Below are 19,988 nucleotides of genomic sequence, written 5' to 3'. Positions count from 1 at the left end.
TGTCAAGGCGTGGCGCTCCTCTTTGATTGTCTTAAGCTCCCCAGCCTTATTCAAGGCAGACGATTTGAACGATGCGGTTATCACCGTGAATTGTTGTATCAGTCCACTCTTCTATCGTCTTTATCTGCTGCGGTAACAGATCGTAGACAAAGCAAAAGTCTTCAGGTTCTGTCCAACCCATAAGTGCGGCCAACTGGTCCATATAGGCGCTTGGGACTTCTACGGTTTCTATTAACTCTTCGGTAGTCACGTCAAAAATTTCAACGACGGGCTTCATTTCTCTACTTTCCTTGTTGGATCGGCGGGCTTGGTTTGTTCGCCAGTTATCGGATCGAATTCGCCAAGGTGTTGACCTTGTTTTGTGTACAGCTCTACAGCGCCGTGCTGTGAGTCCCATTCATAGATCTTGCCTTTACGGTCCTTCCATCTCCGACGTTTAACGCCGCCGCCACGTACAAACGTTTTGGATGGAGCAATCTTAGCTTCCGGAAACGCCGGTAGCAGCGACGGGGGCTTGTGGTACTTATGATCCCCCGGAACACTCAACACCACATAAACCGGCCGAACCCCCGAATCCGCCGGAAATACCAGAATGAAATCCCTGTACTCCGGCGGATAGATCGGATCGACGATGATGCTGTCGGCCATCGGCGTCGGTGGATAGATCCAAATAGGCGGTACCTGGGGCGCAGCTTCCAAGGCGGGAATGCCAAGGGTGTCAGCCGGATTGATAGCCGGCGTCCAAATCAGTTCGATGCCATCACCCAAGTCAGCAACGAACTGATCGGCTCGCGACGTGAGCTGAACAACATCAACCATTTCCCAATCGGGATGCTGGCCGGTATAGAAGCCATACCCCTTGAGACTGCCGTCGGCCTGCTGCTCGATGCTCAAGCGCATGCGGCTGCGAGCATGCTTGAGGTCGCGTAGCTGGTCTTCGCTGTAAAGCGCGCTATCGCCCAGATTGGACGGCCAGAGCAGGGCGACGATGCCGGTCAGCAGGGCTGCGCCGACGGTACCGCCCGCTGCGGTAGCCACGGACGTTGCCGAACCACCCAGCGCGAGCCGGCCCAAGGTAACGGGAACCGCGCCAGCGCCGATCCGCTCAAGGGGGACCGCGCCGGATGGGTCGGCGCCCCGGCCGCCGAGCCACATGAGATCGCCGTACTGCTTGACCAGATCCGCCGGGACGTAGCCGTTGGGGTTGCTGTAATCGATGATGCCGTTGGGGAGCTTGCAGCTCTTGGCAAACACGCATCCGGTAACGCTAGACAACGGCTTGTTATCCACCGTGGCCCAGCGCGCTTGTTCGTAGGCGGATTGCCGGGCAAGCATGGCTTCATAAGCCTGCTGTAGGCCGTCGCGCTCGGCTAGTTCGCTGGCGCTCATGTCCCGATAAGTGACGTGATGCCCGTCGCCGCCGGGCGGGTTTCGAACTTGGGGGATGTCTTTTTTGCGTGTCGCCACGTAGTGAATCTCGTCCGCTGAAATGCAGGACAGACGCTAACGCGGGAAGAGCGGGGCGCGATGTAGGAGGATTCTTGAAGTGGTTGTTCCGGTTTCCTCAATACAGGTAGGGCTGGCTATTGAGGGGCGGAACAATCTGGCACGTCAGATGGGGCTGTCAGTCATTGGGCAACCGCAACTCGCGAGCCGACGTCGCCTTGCGCCTTTGCCTACAACTACGCCAGAATCCGCCGGCTTGTTCGCCTTGGATTACGTCGGTAGTTTGGGACCTGTCACTGCTCATCAGTGATCGGGTTTAGTCGCCCAAGGTGAAACAGGTTGTGCAAGGCGTCATCCAGTCGGGATTCCCATCCTGCACTTGATGGTGGCTGTGCGCAGGGCGTCCTCGGACGCGCCGGTTTCTTGTTTCCCCGGTCGACTAACCTGCGTACAGCTGCCTCCCATCGTTTAGTCGCGAGCGGGTGATGGCTCCCACTACAGGAAACAAGATAATGGCGAAAGATACTCCGAATCCCCCCGATACGAACGAACACGTCTCCCGTGCTCAGTCTGCCCGCAACAAGAAAATCGATGACGCTGCCACGCGAGCGTTGGATTACTACCTGAAACCCAAGCCAAAGAGCGAAACGTCTGACAAGACCGACTCCATTTTACGGATTGATCCGAGTGTGGATTCTGAGTGTTTGCTTGCGAATCTCAGTGAGAATTTGGCATCGGCGAATGCCATGATCAGTGATTTGGCGTTTGATCTGGATGGCTCGCGTCGGCGGGTTGCGATGGGGATTTTGCAGGTGATTGAGGTGAGCGAGCTGTTGGCGAATCGGGCTTTGGATATTGTTGAGGTGAGGTAGGGCTACCGCGCTACGTGCCGCTCGGAACAAAAAAGGTCTTGCTAGCAAAACCTTTTTTGTTCCGAGCGAAACCATCAGGTTCCATATAGAGCGTGGCTTGCAGCGTGATTATGGCTTTTGGGATACAAACTGGGATACATGGTATCGCTCGCTGAATCCGCAATAGCTGGTTATACGAGCATTTCAGACAACTTCCCCAGCTTGAGCTTCAGCAACTGCTGAAGCTCATCATTGGTTCCAATAAGGATCAGTGCTGCCCGCTCGTAGTCGGTTCGACCATTGAAATGTAGCGCCTTTGCGATACCGTTTAGCATCCCTGACTCTCTAACTGGGTATCGACATACGATTGCGTCGATGTCCTGCGCATTGATCATCTGTTCGATGCGCTCCAGCTCAAGAGGATATGGGGACTCAAGCTTAAACTCGATATGGTTTTTCGCTCCCTCTATCATCATTTTTCTATCAGGCAGAGCAAGCAGGAGCTGGTCTCGAATGTATCGCTCAGATATGCGACTCGCTAGATGTTCAGATATTCCTTTGGCGGTCACTGCCTGTAACGCTGCAATTTGCGCTTCATGCTGTAATAGTTCAACTGGTAGACCTAACATTTTGGCTTGCTGGGCGGCCAATCCTGCTAACACTTCAGTGGAATAGTAGAGGCTTTCAACTGCGAAAATTGGTAGCGGATAGATACCATGAGATTCGAAATCGAGCATCTGTTTTTCGTCCATCCCATCGTGATCAATGAGACCGAAGGCTTGCGCTCGATGCATTTTTTCCACGGCTCGCAAACCTTCTACCGCCCTCATAACCTCTCGGCAGCTCTCACGAGATCTCACTGAGACCTTAGGGAAAAGCAGTGAATAGAGAGGATGATCCAGGCTGCTGGTTGTTCCTTCTATGAACAATATTTTCTGGCGCGAACCGATCAGATCGACGCGCAACCATTCTGGTATTTCTTCAGGGGCATCCAAAACGTCTACTTGCCATGATTCGACTACGGTGCCAGACCATTTACAACCTCGAACGAGGATGATTTTCGACTCAAAGGAATTGCCCGGTAGCTCTAGCTCATGTGTGCAGATGACGAAACCGCATTTAGGACGTTCAGCAATGAGCGCTTTTAGGAGCGGAACGACGATTGCTGGGTGGAGGTGAAGCTCCGGCTCATCAATTAGAAAAATGGCTCCGTCAGGAGCTGCCACGACTTCAGCCGCAAAAATAAGGGCGGCCCGCTCTCCATCAGACATTCGAGCAATACTGTAAACAGCGTCGCCTCGCTGGGCTTTTAGTTCCCCTCCAGAAATTAAAACTCGAACTTGCAGATTTGATTGGGATAGCAGGGCATTGATACGATCTAAAGGGGCGTTATTTGACTGGAGTCGAGCAATAGCGCTTGATTGGGCTCCTTCTGCTTTGATTTCATTGGCGGCATCGAGCTTGTACTGTAATTCAGCACTTTGCAGGTCATGTATGGCTTTTTCATTTCTTGCTGTCCCTGATGTGGCTTTCCACCGTGTGTCTGGATCTGCATTCCAATGTGTCAGGTTGACTGCCAGATCTCTCCTGCTCGCCGGTGTCAAATTGAGACTTTCACGATCAAAGTAACTAGGCCGAGAACCTGGCATGAACACTAGATTTTGACCCAGCTTAGTAGAGAGAGTCCCCACTAAAGCGGATTTTCCGGTTCCGTTTCGCCCGAGGATAAAAATTGGACAGCCTGATTTGATCTCGACTTTTTTGGCGCCGCCTTCCGCGTTGATACTAACGACATTGAGTACTTTTGTTGCATTAAGATGTTCCATAGATTCTCCTAATTCATTGAATTCATGGGTCTAAGTGGCAGGTGATCGCTGCTGCCAAAACAGGGCCAAAAAAGGGAGGGAGCCCTGGGATGTTTCCTTGAATACGGGGGCAGTCAAAAGGGGGAGGATTTATTTCTGTGGCAAAAATAAATCCGCCTTGTTTCTGTTTCTTTCTGCTTTGTTGGGCGAAAATTTCGGTTTATATGCATATAAAAGCGGTGAAATTATAGTGCTAGCTAAACATGCTAGTCAGTTTTCGGCTTTCATGCATGAATATATTAAATCCATATTTTGAATGTGCGCCAGGTACAAGGTGAAGCAGTTCCGATCCAGCAGTATGAGCCATCTGTCTTGAGGATTTTTTTCCTTTGCGGCGGCTATTATTTTTTCGATACTCCTCTGCAAGTTTAGAGAAGAAGATCATATCAATGGCACTCCCGTCGATCCAATCCACTTCCTCCTTGTAGCCAGCAACCCAATCTAAATTAGTGCCAGCATCTTCAAGGAGGAATTTTGCTAAAGACTGATTTCCCATCAGGCATGTCCCTAGATAGAGCCCCTTTACTTGTTTTGTTTTGTTATGGGTTGTGAGCATATTTCTCAGTTCTGTACGCGTGATCATGTGACCACTTGCTCCGCCAATAGAGCTGTCGCTTCCATGAGTCGCGAGATATATCACTTGGGTTTGACTATCTCGGCAACGCATTCTTAGGCCTGATGATAAAGATTGCTTCTCACTGAACATATCATAATAGAAGGCTGATGGATTGTCGTAATGGATCCCAGCTAGAGCTTCGAATAATGGCCTAACACTGTGATTTCCATCGCTCCACCACCTTGATTCTATAACCGAAAATACGCACTTTGCCATAACTGCTCCATAGTAAATTTTTTTACAGTCCGATGTTGTTTTGGGTTGTTGGAAATCTGATAACGAAAAATCATGGTCGCCGGTGGTGTCCAGTCTGATATTGTCAAACTACTACCTTGCCACTATCACGTCTATAGGAGGATCAATGCCCCAGTGTAGATTGGGGGCGGCTGTGATTTACCTCATCGTGTCTCCATTTATGTCCATGGCCATTTTTTTTGGTGGAGACGAGCCTGCATGGAGGGGGCACTCTGTTAAGAACGGACATCGTCCAAGCTCGCTGACGGATCCTCAGACGCAACGCTAGGAAGGCCATTGCGTAGAAAAAACAGAAAAAGGAGAGAGGTAATTTCCTTTTTCTGTCTTATCTCGCCATCGCCGCGCTCCAGTGTTAACCGGGTACCTCGTTTGGCGCGAGAAACGGATGCTCAAACTTCAAGTTTTATAGCTACTTTTGCATGACCCCACCATATTTTGGCAAACGCTTGGAATAAGCATCCCGCTGAGGAAAGGCGGAAAAAAGAACGATTTACTTCTATACGTCTAGTTCTTAAACAGGTGTAAACCTATTTCAGGACTAGACAGGTTGAAAATAAAACCCTCTTCTGTCTTCGCCTTCGTTTACACTGCTCCACCCGCGGCGGTACCGGCAGTCCCTGCTGCGCTCTCTGTTCCAGCTACAGCCCCAGCAGCACACTCAACAACAGTCCATGCAAGCCCACAGCCACCAACCAGCGAACCGACACCGGTGCCAGAACAGAGAGCTCCAGCGAAGCCGTCAGAAAAAGGGAAGGCCAACTCTGTGAGCTTTGACCAAGGGATCTTTGCCAAGCACACAGAAATGACAGGACACCGTAGCGCGGTCTAGGCACCATGGCAGGCCAAGCCCAGTCGGCGTGGACGCTACCAATCCCTTTTAATCCATCAGGTTCTGATAATCTCCCAGATACATCGGTTGCTCAAAGCCACCGAATTGCGGGAGCCATTCCGCATCTAGGTTTGGATCGATTTCAAATCGGTAGCTGGTAGTTGAAAATACAATCTGTGCATCGTTTTGAGTGGCGATTAATTTCAGGCGTTTAAAGTAAGCATCCAAGTCTTCTGAGTGGATTTCTTGTTGGCGTGGTGTGTCAAAGATTAGCGTGCGGAATGGCGAACTTAGATCGGAAGTGCAGATTTCAAACAGGGCGGCATGGAACGCCAGGACTGTACGGGCTTTGGAGCTACCTTTGATGATACCGATTTTTTCTGTTCCGAGAACTGGCTTAAGGTCCGAATCGATACGGATATCTCTAGAGATGTTTTTTGAGTTCAGCGTATTAAGCCAGTCGGCCATTTTTTCGGCCAGGTTTCGCTTGAATTTTACCACCTCCAGCGATTGCTCTCGCTCCGGCCCTAGTGACTCCTGCTCGGTCAAAGTTCTATTGCGGCGATTTTGAAGCTCAAGATGTGACTTCTCTTGTGCGTGGTATTTTTTGAGTTTGGTTTTTTCCAGCTCAAGCTCAAAGATCTCAGAAGCGATTTTGCTGATCGCTTCGATAAACATCTCGATACCAGCTTCGCGTTCTGCCAAACCACGTTTTTCCGAAAGTTCAGAGATTTGTCGTTCAACCCAGGATTTTTGAGTGGCAATGGCCTCGGCTTGCTGTATGTTTGCGGTGCTGACAGTGTCTAGGTCTTTTATTTGGTCGCGTAAATAGAGCAAGCTCTTTCCGTATGAGTCCGAGCTTACCAAAAACATTCCGCACGATGGAGTAGTGCAAATTTCGCTGAATGACATGAATGCACGACGAGCCTCCTCGTTTAGGTCCAGTGTTTCAATCTCACTTTCGATTTCTTGTCTTATTTGTGCGGAACTTGTAATTTTTGCTTCGAGCGCTAATTGTTGGGTAGTCATGTCCCGGTGTTGGCGTCTCATCTCGGTAATAAGATGATCGAAACTGTTGATGGTCTCGCTCTTGATATCCTTAGTCGACTTCAAATCATCGAGCTTCGACTTAAGCGCGGAAATCACCCGGTCGGTCTCGGTCTCGGTTCTCCGGGTCGGAGAAAGATCTTGCCGAAGACGATCAATAAGCTTGCGGCTGTCATTGATTGTCTTGTCTAGGTATTCAAGTTCTTGTTTTAAAGCTATTGATTTTTTTGCGCTGTCGAACGAGCTTTTGGCTGGCAGGCCTACTGCCAGACGAACCATTTCAGCGTACTGGCCCTTGATGAAGCTTTGGCGCGCAGGTACATAGTAGTCTGAGTAGCCGGTATCCTGGTCTAGATAGAAAAGGGGCAGAATAGCTGAGAAATAAGGTATGGTGCTGGTGTTGCCGTTGGTGGTGAGTTTATCATCGCGAAGGCCCAAAACTTTAAGCATGAATCTAGAAAAATCTTCTTCGTTGTAAAACCTATTAATGGTTTTCTCATCGTTGCTTACGGTAAGGTCAAACTTTTCTGCAAGCCTTCTGCTGAATGATAAAGTCTGGCCTTTAATGAGGGTTTTAAGAGTGACTTTTGACGTGTGACGGACGACGTCCTCTCGGAATTGAACCTCCAGTCCCAGGCAGAACATAATCGATTGAACGAGAGGCGTTTTTCCGCTACCGTTTGGTGCGTAAAGCTGTGTCACGGCTCGGCCAAAGACTAGCTCTTCGGAAGCCCAGCCTGCACCATGGCTTGGAGAAAACTGCAGGGATTCAAATTTCATCAAGCTTGGCCTCAATGTCACGCTCTTTACAGATGTTTCGGTACGACCGTTTTATTGTCAGAAGCGCTAAGCAAAGTTGGCTTTCTTGCTTAAGTACCTTGTCAATGAATTTCTTGCCGGCGTCACTTGTCTCGATCCGCGAATTACTCTTGTTTACGGATACCAAGCCGGTATCTTCCAAGAAGGTGAGGGCTCTAACCGTTCTCACACGAAGGTTTGCAGACCAGCCGAGCTCTTGGGTTGAGCCTTTAAAACTCGCAATGCTCTGCTCAAAGCAGGTGCCTATGAGCATGCCTATGTCATCTCGTTTCGGTTTGGCACGGCCACCAGCTAACATTACAATGGTCAGAGCAATTAGTGGGATGTGGAACAGCGTCTCATTGCCCAACACATCTCGGTAGTGTCTGGATGAGTACGATGTTCTAAGATGTTGCGATTCTGTTCGAGCGATCCTCATGACTTCTTGAAATTTCATAGCAGATCTTCCTTGACCATATCAGATAACACTGCTCCGAATACCAGTCCGTCCTCTAGGTCCGTCCGCCCAGTTATACTACATAGCTCTGCTCGGAGATTTTCGACGGCACTTGTGATGGTATCCATGTCAACTCTACCGCTGGATAGTTTTTCTGCAAGCTCGCCGATCCTACTTTGCATTTTTAAGAGCGTGAACTCTTGTATGGAGTGACGGTTTACTCTGTACCAAGCTTCCCAGCGAGACTTGAATCCTGCAAAGCTGTTGATAGTGTCCTCTTTGAAGTTGTTGCGCTGTAGAATCCGCTGAAGAATTGACACGCTTTTCACCGCGTTAGGGTCGCCTCCAGACTTCAATAGGTAATACGCAGACCGTGAAAGAGCAAGGATGTCCAAAAGATCATCAACTGCAACACTGGCCTTTTCATTCAGAATTTCTTCGGTGATCGTGCCGTCGAGCTTATATGAGGATTTGTCTTCAATAAGTGAGAGGAGCTGTATGATTATTTTTTGAATTTCTTTGGGGTTGAGATTGATTTCGCTATATTTATAGATTTTGCTGTGTGCGTTCGATAGAAATGAATCATCTTCTTCGTTGAGTATCTGCTTTCTGGGGTCTAATGAAAGGTGTGACAAAAAGGCTAGGATTTCTTTGTCCGTTTTGGCGGATAAGCTAGGAATCAGTTTTTTTGTTTCGCTGATCAGAGTAGGAGTGATTTTACTAGCTGCAATTCCTGATTTTGTATCTGCAATCAACGCTTCTACTTCGTCGTCAAAGTTCACATTGGTGCATATGACAACGGATAAGCACGCATCCCCGAAGCTCTCAATGTGCAGCAGCAGTTTTCCAGCAAAACTGTTCGCTAGGTCATGCTCAGCATTTTTGGTTCTTTTTTTGAGCCCGAATATCTCGAGAATATTATACAGGTGGTTTTGCTTGGCCTTTGTTTTTACTTGAACGAACCTGTATCGAGTGCCCGTTTCCTCAACCAGTTTGACTACATAGTCTTCATGGAAATCGCAAAACACTCGTTCCACAGAACTGCTTTCCAAAAGCGCTAGGCATTCCAGGCTTGCTGCTTTGAATTGTGCTTTGAAACGATGAATTGTATCCCGCCCGTTGAGCTCACGGGCTTTTACTTCATGAAGTTTCATAGGGGGCACTCAATAGCTCAGCGCTTTTCAGAAGCCGGACTGAGACGGCTAGCGCAGGAAAGAGTTTGAGCGATACGCTCCCTCCCAAGTTGGCCGGGAAAGAAAAAGCCAGCTTGCAGATGCTTGCCTTGAGGAAGCCAGGTGCTGCTGACAAGTAACCGTGCGCTGATGAACTGCGCGTTGGTGAGAAAGAAGGTGGCATAGGAGAACGCATCCGCTGCAATTGGCCCTCATACTTAGGCCTCGTCCGTTGAAAGCCAAAGCATCATAAGTGGCTAAGAGCTACTAGTAAACTTCTTCTTGCCCTTTCTCTAGCCTGTGCGAGAAGCTTCCGGAAGCACCTTAAGCTTGGTCCGGCCGCCTTTGCTTCGGACACAGGAGCAAAGCGTCACAGTTGTGCCGCGTGGTTGCGAATTTGCTTAACTCGGTATCGTACTTCCCATTCCGTTGCACTGTGGACTTTGGGAGCCCTAGCTCACGAGCAGCATCAGCCTGGGAAAAAGGGGGACGGGATTGTTTTCGTTGGCTGTTCGTCTTCCTTGCCACCTGATGGCACTGGCGCCCCCCCCAGCCCCGGTGTAGCTGCCGGTAGAAGCTAGGCCCGCCGCGCTATTCCCCGCTTAAACACCTTCGCTACCCGAATCGCAGCAAACCATGCTAGCCGTACGAAACCAACCAGCAGTCGCCTCAGTACACGAACGCACTGCCCCAGCCTCTGCCGTACAACCCTCAAAACCCGACGCCTATCAGCCGCAGGCCGCGCATCAATCAAGCACAGCTTGGTAGTCGCCAAGGCCACCTTCGCCCCGACCGCCACAGCAACAGCAAGAAAATACAACCAACGGTGATTCTTGGCTTTGTCATGCTTGCCGACCAGCGCCATCTGCTGCTTCAAGGAGGGCTTGACACCCGCAAGCCAGGGAACGATGCATTCGCTGGCCAAGGCTACGGTGTGACTGCTGATATTGTTGTCCACAAGGCCGGGTGGGCCATCAGGATTGTTCAAGCAAAAGCCACGGGGGACGTACTCGCAGGTGCTGGAGAGTGGTGATGAGCGCGACATGCCATTGGAAAAGTGCTTCACGGGGCACAACCGTAGGTTGTAGTCGTTGATCTCTTTGCGGATGGCGATCACATCCTCGTCGCTTATGGTTCTTCTCGTTGCGGCGTAGAACCCTTTGGGGTCGTTCGGTGCGAAATCCATGAAATAGCTGGCTTCACCTTCCTTGATGTGGGTGAAGGTCCACTGTGAGTCGCTGCTCCACTGGCACGATTTCAGGCTATCCAGGCCATTCGCCCTGCAGTAATCATCGTAGCGCTTGATCTGGCTCAGCAGGAACGCGCTGGCGTCCTGGATGCTCGCTGTCGCCTCCTTCAGCAATGCGGTGTCTTCATTGGCGCCGTTGTCCGCCACGAAGAACACCGCGGCGACCAATGCCAGTGGAAACCAGAAGTGATCGTATATCTGACGAAAGCGTTCGGTCAGGTTGAGGTTGTCATAGATAAGCACCATGACGGCCCATCCGGTGATGGCGCAAAGCATCAACAAGGGGATCAGCCCGATCTCGCTGCCCAGTTTCCCGACGCCATTGATGGCGTAACGGATGGGCAGGTAATTGATGTTGGGGAAAAGGCCCAGGCAGTTCAACGCTCCCGGTAGGAGCAAGAGCGCGAAGAAGATGAGCACGCCTCTTTTCTTGCCCACCGTATAGGCGGCTGCTGCCAGCAAGGGGATCAGCAGCAGCGACAGCATCATCAGACAGCCAAGCGTGTTCACCATTGCTTCGTCGGGCGACCAGTAGGTTCCGATGATTTGCCCGGCGTCGTTACGCCCGTTGAAGGTCGATGAGACGACGCCAAGCCCCTCCAGGATCTGGTGCAGGTTGTAGGCCGCGCCGTGGAGAAACTTTAGGTAAGGGTAGAAGAAAGTCCCTATGGAAATTGACATCAATCTGAGTCCTTCAATGCTGTAGACATTCCTTGGTTACTTGAAGCGCTTGTTGCCTGACGGGCCAGAAGGTGGGGAAGGGGTGACCGATGCGAACGTGCTATCCATCTCTGCACGGTCATAGTCCAGCAAATATTCTTGATGCTGGCAGTACAACTGCCTGAGAAGCGTTCCGTTAGGTCCGACGACATCCATGCCTCTGTCGTCATAGGGGAAGACCATAACGCCCTGCGGCAGGTTGAAGAGATACAAAATGCAGTTGAATTGCGGTTGGATCGGCGCGAGGTCTTTGGCTAGGGCTCCCCATAGCAACGTTTCAAGATGGGAGATGGGGAGTTTGAAAGCGACATTAATCCAATATTCTGGCCGATCTTCGCTGTACCACTCGTCAGCGGCTATATCCTCGCGCCAGATTGAACGCGCAGAGGGAATGAGTATCCCGGCAGATCGCAGCGCGCGAAGTTCTGGCCTGTGGATGAAATGGCTTGCGTCGGAGTAGGCGCGCAGACAGACGACGAGCTCGTCTTCGCCGTGGAAGATGTCGTTACAGATCCTTGTCGCTTTGCGGAGCGCGGTTAGGAACTGATCGACCACGCCGCCGGGTTCGGAGAGTTCAAAGCGCAGGCCGCCGGGATAGGAATAGAACAGCGGTCTGGCGAACGTGTTGTTGCCAAAGATTCGTTCGATTTCGATTTGTAGATTCACGTGTGTCCTTGGCAACGGTTTAACCATTTTCCGATAGTTTCCCCAGTGGCCCACTCGACCTTAAGAGGCAAGTGCTCTTATCATCGCGAGTGAGTAAACGTTTCCCTCGCCAGATCCCCATAACAGAGGGGATAGCCGGTCGTCGGCGGTAAATATTAAATGAGTGGACGACAGCTCTATTAACTTGGAGTCCGTCAAGCCGAACTGAGGGAAGTAGGGGTTGTGTAAATCGTCGTTGAGATTGGAATCTATCTCTTTGAATGTTTCAAAAATGGTTCTAGCAATTTCAAAGGCTTTTTCTTGAGCATATCCCTTTAAATCTAAAAGGTTGGAGACCTCTGCGGCAATGTATTTCGTTGTGTAGCCCACTCCAAATGGTTTGATGGCTTTAAGCAACAAATCATAGTCACCAACGCTAAAGTCTTTCAGCCTCTTCGAGCTGGAGATGAACCTGCCTTCTTCTACGCTACCAATTATTAGCAGTAGCAGAAGGTTGGTATCAATAATTATGTTTCTTTTGTGATTGGGTACCGATCTTTTTTTGTTTATGGCCATCTTATTGGCCTTTGTAACGCTTAAATCCCTTGAGCGATCCATCTCTAGATGAAACCAAAAAAGTCTTGTACTCTTTTCGCTTGCCCAAAACAGTGGCCAATTCAAAAAGCGGCGTTCTAGTACGAGTTCCTGAGATCGATGAAGGGGTGCGGTCGACATCGTAGCTAAAGGTAACCTCATACCGCGAATTGTCATCTGAAATGACAATCTCCTCCAGAACGATGTTGCTTGCTCCCGTTACAAAATCATTAAAGCCATTACGGGCAGCCGCTTCGGCCTCTTTAAAGTCGATCATGATTTCCTCCTGTCGGGTTAGCCAGCGTCAATACAACGCCAGTTTTTTGAAATTGCTAGGGGCCGGTCCGTTGCTCGTTACCCTCTGGCTTGTGTCATGTCCTGCTCAAAGAACATCCCGCAGATAATCCCTCAGAATGATAGCTGGAGCATAAAGCCCCTCGGTCGTCTGTGCAGCACCAAAATTCTTTGCCAAACGATGCAGCTCACAACCCAGAACCGTATCCACCCCTCCAACCGCCACCAACGCTAAATCCAGGCATCGGCTGATTTCGCCCTGAATCCCGGCCACATTGCCCCGCCGTATCAACAACTCAAAAACCTCACGGTCGCAACTGCCCATCAATGGATCATCTCGCAGGATCGGGCTGTGGCCTTCTGTCTCATAGGCCAGTTTGAGGGAGTAGAGAGCGACCGTTTCCAGCAGCAATTCCATGGGGTGAAATCCTTTGTGACTGGATGGGGAGGGTGTGGCCACTCGGAGCATCGGTGGGGGCTGTGACATTTTTGTGAGCGCTTCGCGCTCAAGCGGGAGCAAGCTCCCTCGCCACAGGTTCCTACTAGCCACAGATTCTTCCTTGCCACAGGTTGGGTATTTGGGGCTGCTTTGCAGCCCAGCGGGGATAAATCCCCTCGCCACAAAAGGGGGCGCCGTCAGGTGAGATCTGCGTTGATCACAGCAAAACCACTTTTCTGCAGACGAAAAAAAAGACCTTGAATTTCAAGGTCTTTTTTTAAGATGGTGCCCCGAGGGAGACTCGAACTCCCACTCCTTTCGAAAACGGATTTTGAATCCGCCGCGTCTACCAATTCCGCCATCAGGGCTCAATGGCGGCGAAGTATAGAGAGGTGCCTACCGTTGGTCAATCACGTTTCATGGTGAATTTTTAATATTTCCGCTAGACTTTCCGGCCCTGCTAGACGAACCCCATCATGCGTGTTGCTGACTTTACCTTCGAACTCCCGGATTCGCTGATCGCTCGCCACCCGCTGGCCGAGCGGCGCGCCAGCCGACTGTTGACCCTGGACGGGGTCAGCGGTGCCATGGCTCACCGTCAATTCACTGATTTGCTCGAGCATTTGCGCCCGGGCGATTTGATGGTGTTCAACAATACCCGCGTCATTCCCGCGCGTTTGTTCGGCCAGAAGGCCTCCGGCGGCAAGCTGGAGATTCTGGTGGAGCGGGTGCTGGACAGTCATCGGGTGTTGGCCCATGTGCGGTCGAGCAAGTCGCCCAAGCCGGGCTCGTCGATTCTGATCGACGGCGGCGGTGAGGCGGTGATGGTGGCGCGGCATGATGCGTTGTTCGAGCTGGAATTTGCCGAAGAAGTGTTGCCGCTGCTCGACCGTGTCGGGCACATGCCGTTGCCTCCTTATATAGACCGCCCGGACGAAGGTTCAGACCGCGAGCGTTATCAGACCGTGTACGCCGAGCGCCTGGGGGCGGTGGCGGCGCCGACGGCGGGGCTGCATTTTGATCAGCCGTTGTTGGAGGCGATTGCGGCCAAGGGCGTGGAGACGGCGTTCGTGACGCTGCACGTCGGCGCCGGGACGTTCCAGCCGGTGCGCGTGGAGCGCATCGAAGACCATCACATGCACAACGAATGGCTCGAAGTGAGCCAGGACGTGGTCGATGCCGTGGCGGCCTGTCGTGCGCGCGGTGGGCGGGTGGTGGCGGTGGGGACCACCAGCGTGCGGTCTTTGGAAAGCGCTGCGCGCGATGGCGTGCTCAAGCCGTTCAGTGGCGACACCGATATCTTTATCTACCCGGGCCGGCCGTTCCATGTGGTCGATGCCCTGGTCACCAACTTTCATTTGCCTGAATCCACGCTGTTGATGCTGGTTTCGGCGTTCGCCGGTTATCCCGAAGCCATGGCCGCCTACAAGGCCGCCGTCGAGCATGGGTACCGCTTTTTCAGCTACGGTGATGCGATGTTCATCACCCGTAACCCCGCGCCACGCGGGCCCGAGGAAACCGTATGAGTCGCACCTGTCGCATGTCCTTCGAGTTGCTTGCCACCGATGGCAAGGCTCGTCGCGGACGCCTGACCTTCCCCCGCGGAACCGTGGAAACCCCCGCGTTCATGCCGGTGGGCACCTACGGCACGGTCAAGGGCATGCTGCCGCGTGACATCGAGGCGATTGGCGCGGAGATCATCCTCGGCAATACCTTCCACCTGTGGCTGCGCCCGGGCATGGAAGTGATCAAGGCCCACGGCGACCTGCACGATTTCATGCAGTGGAAAGGCCCGATCCTGACCGACTCCGGCGGCTTCCAGGTGTTCAGCCTGGGCGCGATGCGCAAGATCAAGGAGGAGGGCGTGACCTTCGCTTCTCCGGTGGACGGTTCCAAGGTGTTCATGGGGCCGGAAGAGTCGATGCAGGTGCAGCGCGACCTGGGCTCGGACATCGTGATGATCTTCGACGAATGCACGCCGTACCCGGCCGATGAAGACGTGGCGCGGGTGTCCATGGAGCTGTCGTTGCGCTGGGCCCAGCGGTCGAAGAATGCCCATGGCGAGAACACGGCGGCGCTGTTCGGCATCGTCCAGGGCGGCATGCACCGCGACTTGCGCATGCGCTCCCTCGAAGGCCTGGACAAGATTGGTTTTGACGGCCTGGCCATTGGTGGCCTGTCGGTGGGTGAGCCGAAGCACGAGATGATCAAGGTGCTCGATTACCTGCCGGGCGAGATGCCCGCTGACAAACCTCGTTACCTTATGGGCGTTGGCAAACCGGAAGATCTGGTTGAGGGTGTGCGCCGCGGGGTGGACATGTTCGATTGCGTGATGCCAACCCGTAATGCCCGCAATGGGCATCTGTTCATCGACACCGGTGTGCTGAAGATCCGTAACGCGTTCCATCGCCATGATGATTCGCCGCTCGATCCGACGTGCGATTGCTATACCTGCCAGAACTTCTCCCGCGCTTATCTGCATCATTTGGACAAGTGCGGCGAAATGCTCGGCAGTATGCTCAATACCATCCACAATTTGCGCCATTATCAGGTGCTTATGGCTGGTTTGCGCGAGGCTATCCAACAGGGTACATTGGCCGCCTTTGTCGAGGCCTTCTATGCCAAGCGCGGGTTGCCTGTTCCGCCTTTGGACTGAGTTTTCCGATCCCTAGATTCAATACTTGCAACTGGAGTGCTAAATGAGCTTTTTTATCTCTAACGCCATGGCTGACGCGGCTGCACCGGCTGCCGGCCCTATGGGCGGTGGTTTCGAGTGGATTTTCCTGGTCGGCTTCCTGGTCATCTTCTACCTGATGATCTGGCGTCCACAGGCCAAGCGCGCCAAAGAGCAGAAAAACCTGCTCAGCAGCCTGCAAAAAGGTGATGAAGTGGTCACCACCGGCGGCATCGCTGGCAAGATCACTAAAGTGGCTGATGACTTCGTGGTACTGGAAGTGTCCGACACTGTTGAAATGAAGTTCCAGAAGGGCGCCATCGCGGCCACGCTGCCAAAAGGCACGCTGAAAGCGATCTAAGTAACCACTTCTTTTCAATCGACGGGGCGCGCAAGGCGCCCCGCGTCATAAGCGGGCGGCGTGATGCTGAACAAATACCCTCTGTGGAAATACCTACTGATCCTGGCGGTGCTGGCGGTCGGTGTGATTTATTCCGCTCCCAATCTATACCCGGATGACCCGGCCATTCAGGTCAGTGGCGCAAGCACTGCGCTGCAGGTCACCCAGGCCGATCTGGACCGTGCGAGCGCTGCGCTCAAGGCGTCCAATATCGATGTGAAGGCTGCGTCCATCGCCGAAAACGGCAAGGGCGGCCTGTTGCGCCTGGTCAAGGCTGAAGACCAACTGCCAGCCAAGGATGTGGTGCGCAAGGCGTTGGGCGACGATTACGTTGTGGCCCTGAACCTGGCCCAGACCACGCCGCCGTGGCTGCGCAACCTCGGTGCGCATCCGATGAAGCTGGGCCTGGACTTGTCCGGTGGTGTGCACTTCCTGCTGGAAGTGGACATGGAAAAAGCCCTCGATGCACGCCTGAAAGTCTATGAAGGCGACGTCAAGAGCCTGCTGCGTAAAGAGCGCCTGCGTTATCGCAGCCTGCCGCAGTTCGAAGGTGCCATTCAGCTGGGCTTCAGCGATGAAGATGCCCGCGAACAGGCCCGTGCGCTGGTGCGCAAGAATTTCAACGATTTCGACATTGTACCGGCCGACCTCAATGGCCAACCGGTGCTGCGTCTGGCGATGACCCCGGCCAAGCTGGCGGAAATCCGCGAGTACTCCATCAAGCAGAACTTGACCACGGTACGTAACCGCGTCAACGAGCTGGGTGTGGCCGAGCCGATCGTGCAGCGCCAGGGCGCCAACCGCATCGTGGTTGAGCTGCCGGGCGTGCAGGACACGGCCGAAGCCAAGCGTATCCTCGGCAAGACCGCCAACCTGGAATTCCGCCTGGCCGCTGAGCCGGGTGCGTCCAAGGCCACTTCCGAGAGCTTCGAGTTCCGTGAAGGCGGTCGTCCGGCGGCGCAGATCGAGCGTGGCCTGATCATCACCGGTGACCAGGTGACCGACGCCCAGGCGGGCTTCGACGAGCAAGGTCGTCCACAGGTGAACATTCGCCTGGACGGTCATGGCGGCGAACTGATGAGCCGCGCCACGCGCAGCAACGTCGGTCGCAGCATGGCGGTGATCTTCATCGAGCAGAAGCCGACCACCACTTACACCAAGCAAGTGGTCAACGGTGTCGAGAAAGACGTACCGGTCCAGACCTTCAAGGAAGAGAAGAAGATCATCAGCCTGGCGACCATCCAGTCGCCACTGGGCAGCCAGTTCCGCATCACCGGCCTGAACGGCCAGGGCGAATCCTCGGAGCTGGCCCTGCTGCTGCGTGCCGGTGGCCTGGCCGCGCCGATGTACTTCGCTGAAGAACGCACCATCGGCCCGAGCCTGGGTGCCGACAACATCACCAAGGGCGTCGATGCCTCCCTGTGGGGCATGCTGTTCGTGTCGCTGTTCATCATCGCCATCTACCGCTTCTTCGGCATCATCGCCACGGTTGCGCTGGCGGTGAACATGGTGCTGCTGCTGGCCCTGATGTCCTTGCTGGGCGCCACGCTGACCCTGCCGGGTATCGCCGGTATCGTCTTGACCATGGGCATGGCGGTGGACGCCAACGTGCTGATCTTCTCGCGGATACGTGAAGAGATCGCCGCGGGCATGTCGATCCAGCGGGCAATCAACGAAGGCTTCGGCCGCGCATTCACTGCGATTATCGACTCCAACCTGACCACGTTGCTGGTCGGCGGGATTCTCTTTGCCATGGGCACCGGCCCGGTCAAGGGCTTCGCAGTGACCATGTCCCTCGGGATCTTTACCTCGATGTTCACAGCCATCATGGTGACCCGTGCAATGGTCAACCTGATTTATGGTGGTCGTGACGTCAAGAAGTTGTGGATTTAAGGGGCTGCCATGTTACGTACAATCAACTTCATGGGCGTTCGCAACATTGCGTTCGGCGTCACATTGTTCCTTACGGCCCTGGCGTTGTTCAGCTGGGCCACCAAGGGCCTGAACTACGGCCTGGACTTCACCGGCGGTACGCTCATCGAGCTGACCTACGAGCGTCCGGCCGACGTCACCAAGGTGCGTGAGCAACTGGCGTCGTCGGGCTATGCCGATGCCATCGTGCAGAGCTTCGGCGCCACCACCGATTTGCTGGTGCGCATGCCGGGTGAAGACCCACAACTGGGCCACCAAGTAGCCGAAGCCTTGCAGAAGGCCGGCGGCGACAACCCGGCCCAGGTCAAGCGTGTAGAGTTCGTCGGCCCGCAAGTGGGTGAAGAGCTGCGCGACCAGGGCGGCCTCGGCATGCTGTTGGCCCTGGGCGGCGTGATGCTCTACCTGGCTTTCCGCTTCCAGTGGAAGTTCGCGGTGGGCGCGATTGTCTCGCTGATCCACGACGTGATCGTGACCGTGGGCATCCTGTCGTTCTTCCAGATCACCTTCGACTTGACGGTGTTGGCGGCGGTGCTGGCGATCATCGGTTACTCGCTCAACGACACCATCGTGGTGTTCGACCGGGTGCGTGAGAACTTCCGCGTGCTGCGCAAGGCGTCCTTGGTCGAGAACATCAACATCTCGACCACCCAGACCCTGCTGCGGACCATGGCGACGTCGATCTCCACCTTGCTGGCGATTGTCGCGCTGCTGGTGTTTGGCGGCGACAACCTGTTCGGTTTCTCCATCGCGTTGTTCATCGGTGTGATGGCGGGTACTTACTCGTCGATCTACATCGCCAACGTGGTGTTGATCTGGCTGAACCTGAGCTCCGAGGATCTGATTCCTCCTGCGGCCACTGACACCGAGGTGGACGACCGCCCGTAAGGCTCGGTTTTCCGTCCGTCACCGCTGAAAAGGCGCGAGTTGAACTCGCGCCTTTTTTTATGCTCCAAGGCTGGGAGAAGCGCGGATTATTCCGCTTGTGATGGTCAGGAGGTTCAAGTGAACAAATCGATGCTGGTTGGTGCGGTATTGGGTGCTGTCGGTGTAACAGCCGGTGGTGCGGTCGCCACCTACAGCTTGGTAAAAAGTGGCCCTGAGTATGCGCAAGTATTGGCCGTGGAGCCGGTCAAGACCCAGATCAAGACCCCGCGTGAAGTGTGCAAGGACGTCACCGTGACTCGGCAGAAGCCCGTCCAGGACCAGCACCAGATCGCCGGCACCGTGCTGGGTGCTGTGGCCGGTGGCCTGTTGGGCAACCAGATCGGCGGCGGCAACGGCAAGAAGATCGCCACCGTGGCGGGTGCGGCCGGTGGTGGTTATGCCGGTAACAAGATCCAGGAAGGCATGCAGGAACGCGACACCTATACCACCACCCAGACTCGCTGCAACACGGTCAATGACATCAGCGACAAGGTTGTGGGCTACGACGTTCGCTACATGCTCGATGGCAAAGAAGGTAAGGTCCGCATGGACCGCGACCCGGGCAACCAGATCCCGGTGAGCAAGGAAGGCCAACTGATCCTGGGCCAGAACGAACCGGCCCAGTAATTGGAAGATGTACAAGAAGCACCCTTCGGGGTGCTTTTTTTACGTCCGCATTTCCATGGTCACATCAATCCACTATAGACACAAAACCTGTGCCTGCCCCAGTCCCCCTGTGGGAGCGAGCCTGCTCGCGATAGCGGTGGGTCAGCTTGCAAGG

The 19,988-nt window shown here is 53.7% G+C and carries 19 protein-coding genes and 1 tRNA gene; 7 read left to right on the top strand and 13 right to left on the bottom strand.

Annotation, left to right across the window (positions count from 1 at the left end; genetic code table 11):
* Window positions 1-46 precede the first annotated feature (46 nt).
* Both HU767_RS16705 and HU767_RS16700 read right to left on the bottom strand, forming a co-directional pair.
* Window positions 47-277: a hypothetical protein gene (locus HU767_RS16705; protein WP_186730017.1), complete on the bottom strand. Its 231-nt coding sequence runs from the start codon at window positions 275-277 to the stop codon at window positions 47-49.
* Complete coding sequence (locus HU767_RS16700) at window positions 274-1,467, bottom strand: colicin E3/pyocin S6 family cytotoxin (RefSeq protein ID WP_186730016.1); 1,194 nt, start codon at window positions 1,465-1,467, stop codon at window positions 274-276. Before HU767_RS16700 ends, HU767_RS16705 begins: the two co-directional genes overlap by 4 nt.
* Window positions 1,468-1,958: 491 nt before the next feature.
* On the opposite strand from HU767_RS16700, the gene HU767_RS16695 reads away from it, so the two are divergent.
* Entirely contained in the window at window positions 1,959-2,318 is a 360-nt protein-coding gene (locus HU767_RS16695; RefSeq protein WP_069971145.1) for a DUF6124 family protein, read from the top strand.
* Between the two features lie 170 nt (window positions 2,319-2,488).
* On the opposite strand, the gene HU767_RS16690 is transcribed toward HU767_RS16695, so the two are convergent.
* The 11 genes from HU767_RS16690 to HU767_RS16640 form a co-directional block, all read right to left on the bottom strand.
* Entirely contained in the window at window positions 2,489-4,123 is a 1,635-nt protein-coding gene (locus HU767_RS16690) for an AAA family ATPase (protein ID WP_186730015.1), read from the bottom strand.
* Between the two features lie 232 nt (window positions 4,124-4,355).
* Entirely contained in the window at window positions 4,356-4,994 is a 639-nt protein-coding gene (locus HU767_RS16685; protein WP_186730014.1) for a hypothetical protein, read from the bottom strand.
* 916 nt (window positions 4,995-5,910) lie between these two features.
* On the bottom strand, window positions 5,911-7,689 hold the full coding sequence (locus HU767_RS28860) for a hypothetical protein (protein WP_238349487.1): 1,779 nt from the start codon (window positions 7,687-7,689) through the stop codon (window positions 5,911-5,913).
* The gene (locus HU767_RS16675) at window positions 7,679-8,164 is read right to left on the bottom strand and encodes a hypothetical protein (RefSeq protein WP_186730013.1); all 486 of its coding nucleotides are present in this window, start codon (window positions 8,162-8,164) and stop codon (window positions 7,679-7,681) included. Before HU767_RS16675 ends, HU767_RS28860 begins: the two co-directional genes overlap by 11 nt.
* Window positions 8,161-9,318 carry a dsDNA nuclease domain-containing protein gene (locus HU767_RS16670; RefSeq protein ID WP_186730012.1) on the bottom strand — a complete coding sequence of 386 codons (1,158 nt, stop codon included), beginning with the start codon at window positions 9,316-9,318 and terminating at the stop codon, window positions 8,161-8,163. Before HU767_RS16670 ends, HU767_RS16675 begins: the two co-directional genes overlap by 4 nt.
* A gap of 595 nt (window positions 9,319-9,913) precedes the next feature.
* The gene (locus HU767_RS16665) at window positions 9,914-11,266 is read right to left on the bottom strand and encodes a hypothetical protein (RefSeq protein WP_186730011.1); all 1,353 of its coding nucleotides are present in this window, start codon (window positions 11,264-11,266) and stop codon (window positions 9,914-9,916) included.
* A gap of 36 nt (window positions 11,267-11,302) precedes the next feature.
* Window positions 11,303-11,971 carry a DUF3885 domain-containing protein gene (locus tag HU767_RS16660; RefSeq protein ID WP_346343474.1) on the bottom strand — a complete coding sequence of 223 codons (669 nt, stop codon included), beginning with the start codon at window positions 11,969-11,971 and terminating at the stop codon, window positions 11,303-11,305.
* Between the two features lie 60 nt (window positions 11,972-12,031).
* On the bottom strand, window positions 12,032-12,526 hold the full coding sequence (locus tag HU767_RS16655) for a hypothetical protein (RefSeq protein WP_186730009.1): 495 nt from the start codon (window positions 12,524-12,526) through the stop codon (window positions 12,032-12,034).
* Between the two features lies 1 nt (window position 12,527).
* On the bottom strand, window positions 12,528-12,821 hold the full coding sequence (locus tag HU767_RS16650; RefSeq protein WP_186730008.1) for a hypothetical protein: 294 nt from the start codon (window positions 12,819-12,821) through the stop codon (window positions 12,528-12,530).
* Between the two features lie 105 nt (window positions 12,822-12,926).
* Window positions 12,927-13,256 carry a hypothetical protein gene (locus HU767_RS16645; RefSeq protein ID WP_186730007.1) on the bottom strand — a complete coding sequence of 110 codons (330 nt, stop codon included), beginning with the start codon at window positions 13,254-13,256 and terminating at the stop codon, window positions 12,927-12,929.
* A 304-nt stretch (window positions 13,257-13,560) separates the two neighbouring features.
* Window positions 13,561-13,645 (bottom strand) — tRNA-Leu (locus tag HU767_RS16640).
* A gap of 108 nt (window positions 13,646-13,753) precedes the next feature.
* On the opposite strand from HU767_RS16640, the gene queA reads away from it, so the two are divergent.
* The 6 genes from queA to HU767_RS16610 all read left to right on the top strand — a co-directional run bounded on the left by queA (window position 13,754) and on the right by HU767_RS16610 (window position 19,834).
* Window positions 13,754-14,803 (top strand): tRNA preQ1(34) S-adenosylmethionine ribosyltransferase-isomerase QueA, encoded by a 1,050-nt coding sequence (queA, locus tag HU767_RS16635; RefSeq protein ID WP_028237240.1) that lies wholly within the window; start codon window positions 13,754-13,756, stop codon window positions 14,801-14,803.
* Window positions 14,804-14,817: 14 nt separating this feature from the next.
* Complete coding sequence (gene tgt / locus HU767_RS16630) at window positions 14,818-15,933, top strand: tRNA guanosine(34) transglycosylase Tgt (RefSeq protein ID WP_161951757.1); 1,116 nt, start codon at window positions 14,818-14,820, stop codon at window positions 15,931-15,933.
* A gap of 43 nt (window positions 15,934-15,976) precedes the next feature.
* Window positions 15,977-16,312: a preprotein translocase subunit YajC gene (gene yajC, locus HU767_RS16625; RefSeq protein WP_007982729.1), complete on the top strand. Its 336-nt coding sequence runs from the start codon at window positions 15,977-15,979 to the stop codon at window positions 16,310-16,312.
* Between the two features lie 63 nt (window positions 16,313-16,375).
* The gene (gene secD / locus HU767_RS16620) at window positions 16,376-18,244 is read left to right on the top strand and encodes a protein translocase subunit SecD (RefSeq protein ID WP_186730006.1); all 1,869 of its coding nucleotides are present in this window, start codon (window positions 16,376-16,378) and stop codon (window positions 18,242-18,244) included.
* Between the two features lie 9 nt (window positions 18,245-18,253).
* Window positions 18,254-19,168, top strand: coding sequence for a protein translocase subunit SecF (secF, locus tag HU767_RS16615; RefSeq protein WP_186705395.1), 915 nt, complete (start codon window positions 18,254-18,256; stop codon window positions 19,166-19,168).
* A gap of 117 nt (window positions 19,169-19,285) precedes the next feature.
* Window positions 19,286-19,834, top strand: a complete 549-nt coding sequence (locus HU767_RS16610) for a glycine zipper 2TM domain-containing protein (RefSeq protein ID WP_018607449.1) — start codon at window positions 19,286-19,288, stop codon at window positions 19,832-19,834.
* Window positions 19,835-19,988 lie beyond the last annotated feature (154 nt).

The sequence above is a fragment of the Pseudomonas sp. SWRI179 genome, assembly GCF_014268705.1.
In the GTDB taxonomy this organism is placed as follows: domain Bacteria; phylum Pseudomonadota; class Gammaproteobacteria; order Pseudomonadales; family Pseudomonadaceae; genus Aquipseudomonas; species Aquipseudomonas zanjanensis.
Note: the sequence above shows the minus strand (reverse complement) of the source record. Positions and strands in the feature narration are given on the sequence as shown.

Coding starts and splice junctions, on each gene's coding strand:
- HU767_RS16690 (WP_186730015.1), bottom strand. CDS start 4,123: ATGGAACATCTTAATGCAACAAAAGTACTCAATGTCGTTAGTATCAAC.
- HU767_RS16695 (WP_069971145.1), top strand. CDS start 1,959: ATGGCGAAAGATACTCCGAATCCCCCCGATACGAACGAACACGTCTCC.
- HU767_RS28860 (WP_238349487.1), bottom strand. CDS start 7,689: ATGAAATTTGAATCCCTGCAGTTTTCTCCAAGCCATGGTGCAGGCTGG.
- tgt (WP_161951757.1), top strand. CDS start 14,818: ATGTCCTTCGAGTTGCTTGCCACCGATGGCAAGGCTCGTCGCGGACGC.
- secD (WP_186730006.1), top strand. CDS start 16,376: ATGCTGAACAAATACCCTCTGTGGAAATACCTACTGATCCTGGCGGTG.
- HU767_RS16655 (WP_186730009.1), bottom strand. CDS start 12,526: ATGGCCATAAACAAAAAAAGATCGGTACCCAATCACAAAAGAAACATA.
- queA (WP_028237240.1), top strand. CDS start 13,754: ATGCGTGTTGCTGACTTTACCTTCGAACTCCCGGATTCGCTGATCGCT.
- HU767_RS16665 (WP_186730011.1), bottom strand. CDS start 11,266: ATGTCAATTTCCATAGGGACTTTCTTCTACCCTTACCTAAAGTTTCTC.
- HU767_RS16675 (WP_186730013.1), bottom strand. CDS start 8,164: ATGAAATTTCAAGAAGTCATGAGGATCGCTCGAACAGAATCGCAACAT.
- yajC (WP_007982729.1), top strand. CDS start 15,977: ATGAGCTTTTTTATCTCTAACGCCATGGCTGACGCGGCTGCACCGGCT.
- HU767_RS16670 (WP_186730012.1), bottom strand. CDS start 9,318: ATGAAACTTCATGAAGTAAAAGCCCGTGAGCTCAACGGGCGGGATACA.
- HU767_RS16705 (WP_186730017.1), bottom strand. CDS start 277: ATGAAGCCCGTCGTTGAAATTTTTGACGTGACTACCGAAGAGTTAATA.
- secF (WP_186705395.1), top strand. CDS start 18,254: ATGTTACGTACAATCAACTTCATGGGCGTTCGCAACATTGCGTTCGGC.
- HU767_RS16645 (WP_186730007.1), bottom strand. CDS start 13,256: ATGGAATTGCTGCTGGAAACGGTCGCTCTCTACTCCCTCAAACTGGCC.
- HU767_RS16650 (WP_186730008.1), bottom strand. CDS start 12,821: ATGATCGACTTTAAAGAGGCCGAAGCGGCTGCCCGTAATGGCTTTAAT.
- HU767_RS16685 (WP_186730014.1), bottom strand. CDS start 4,994: ATGGCAAAGTGCGTATTTTCGGTTATAGAATCAAGGTGGTGGAGCGAT.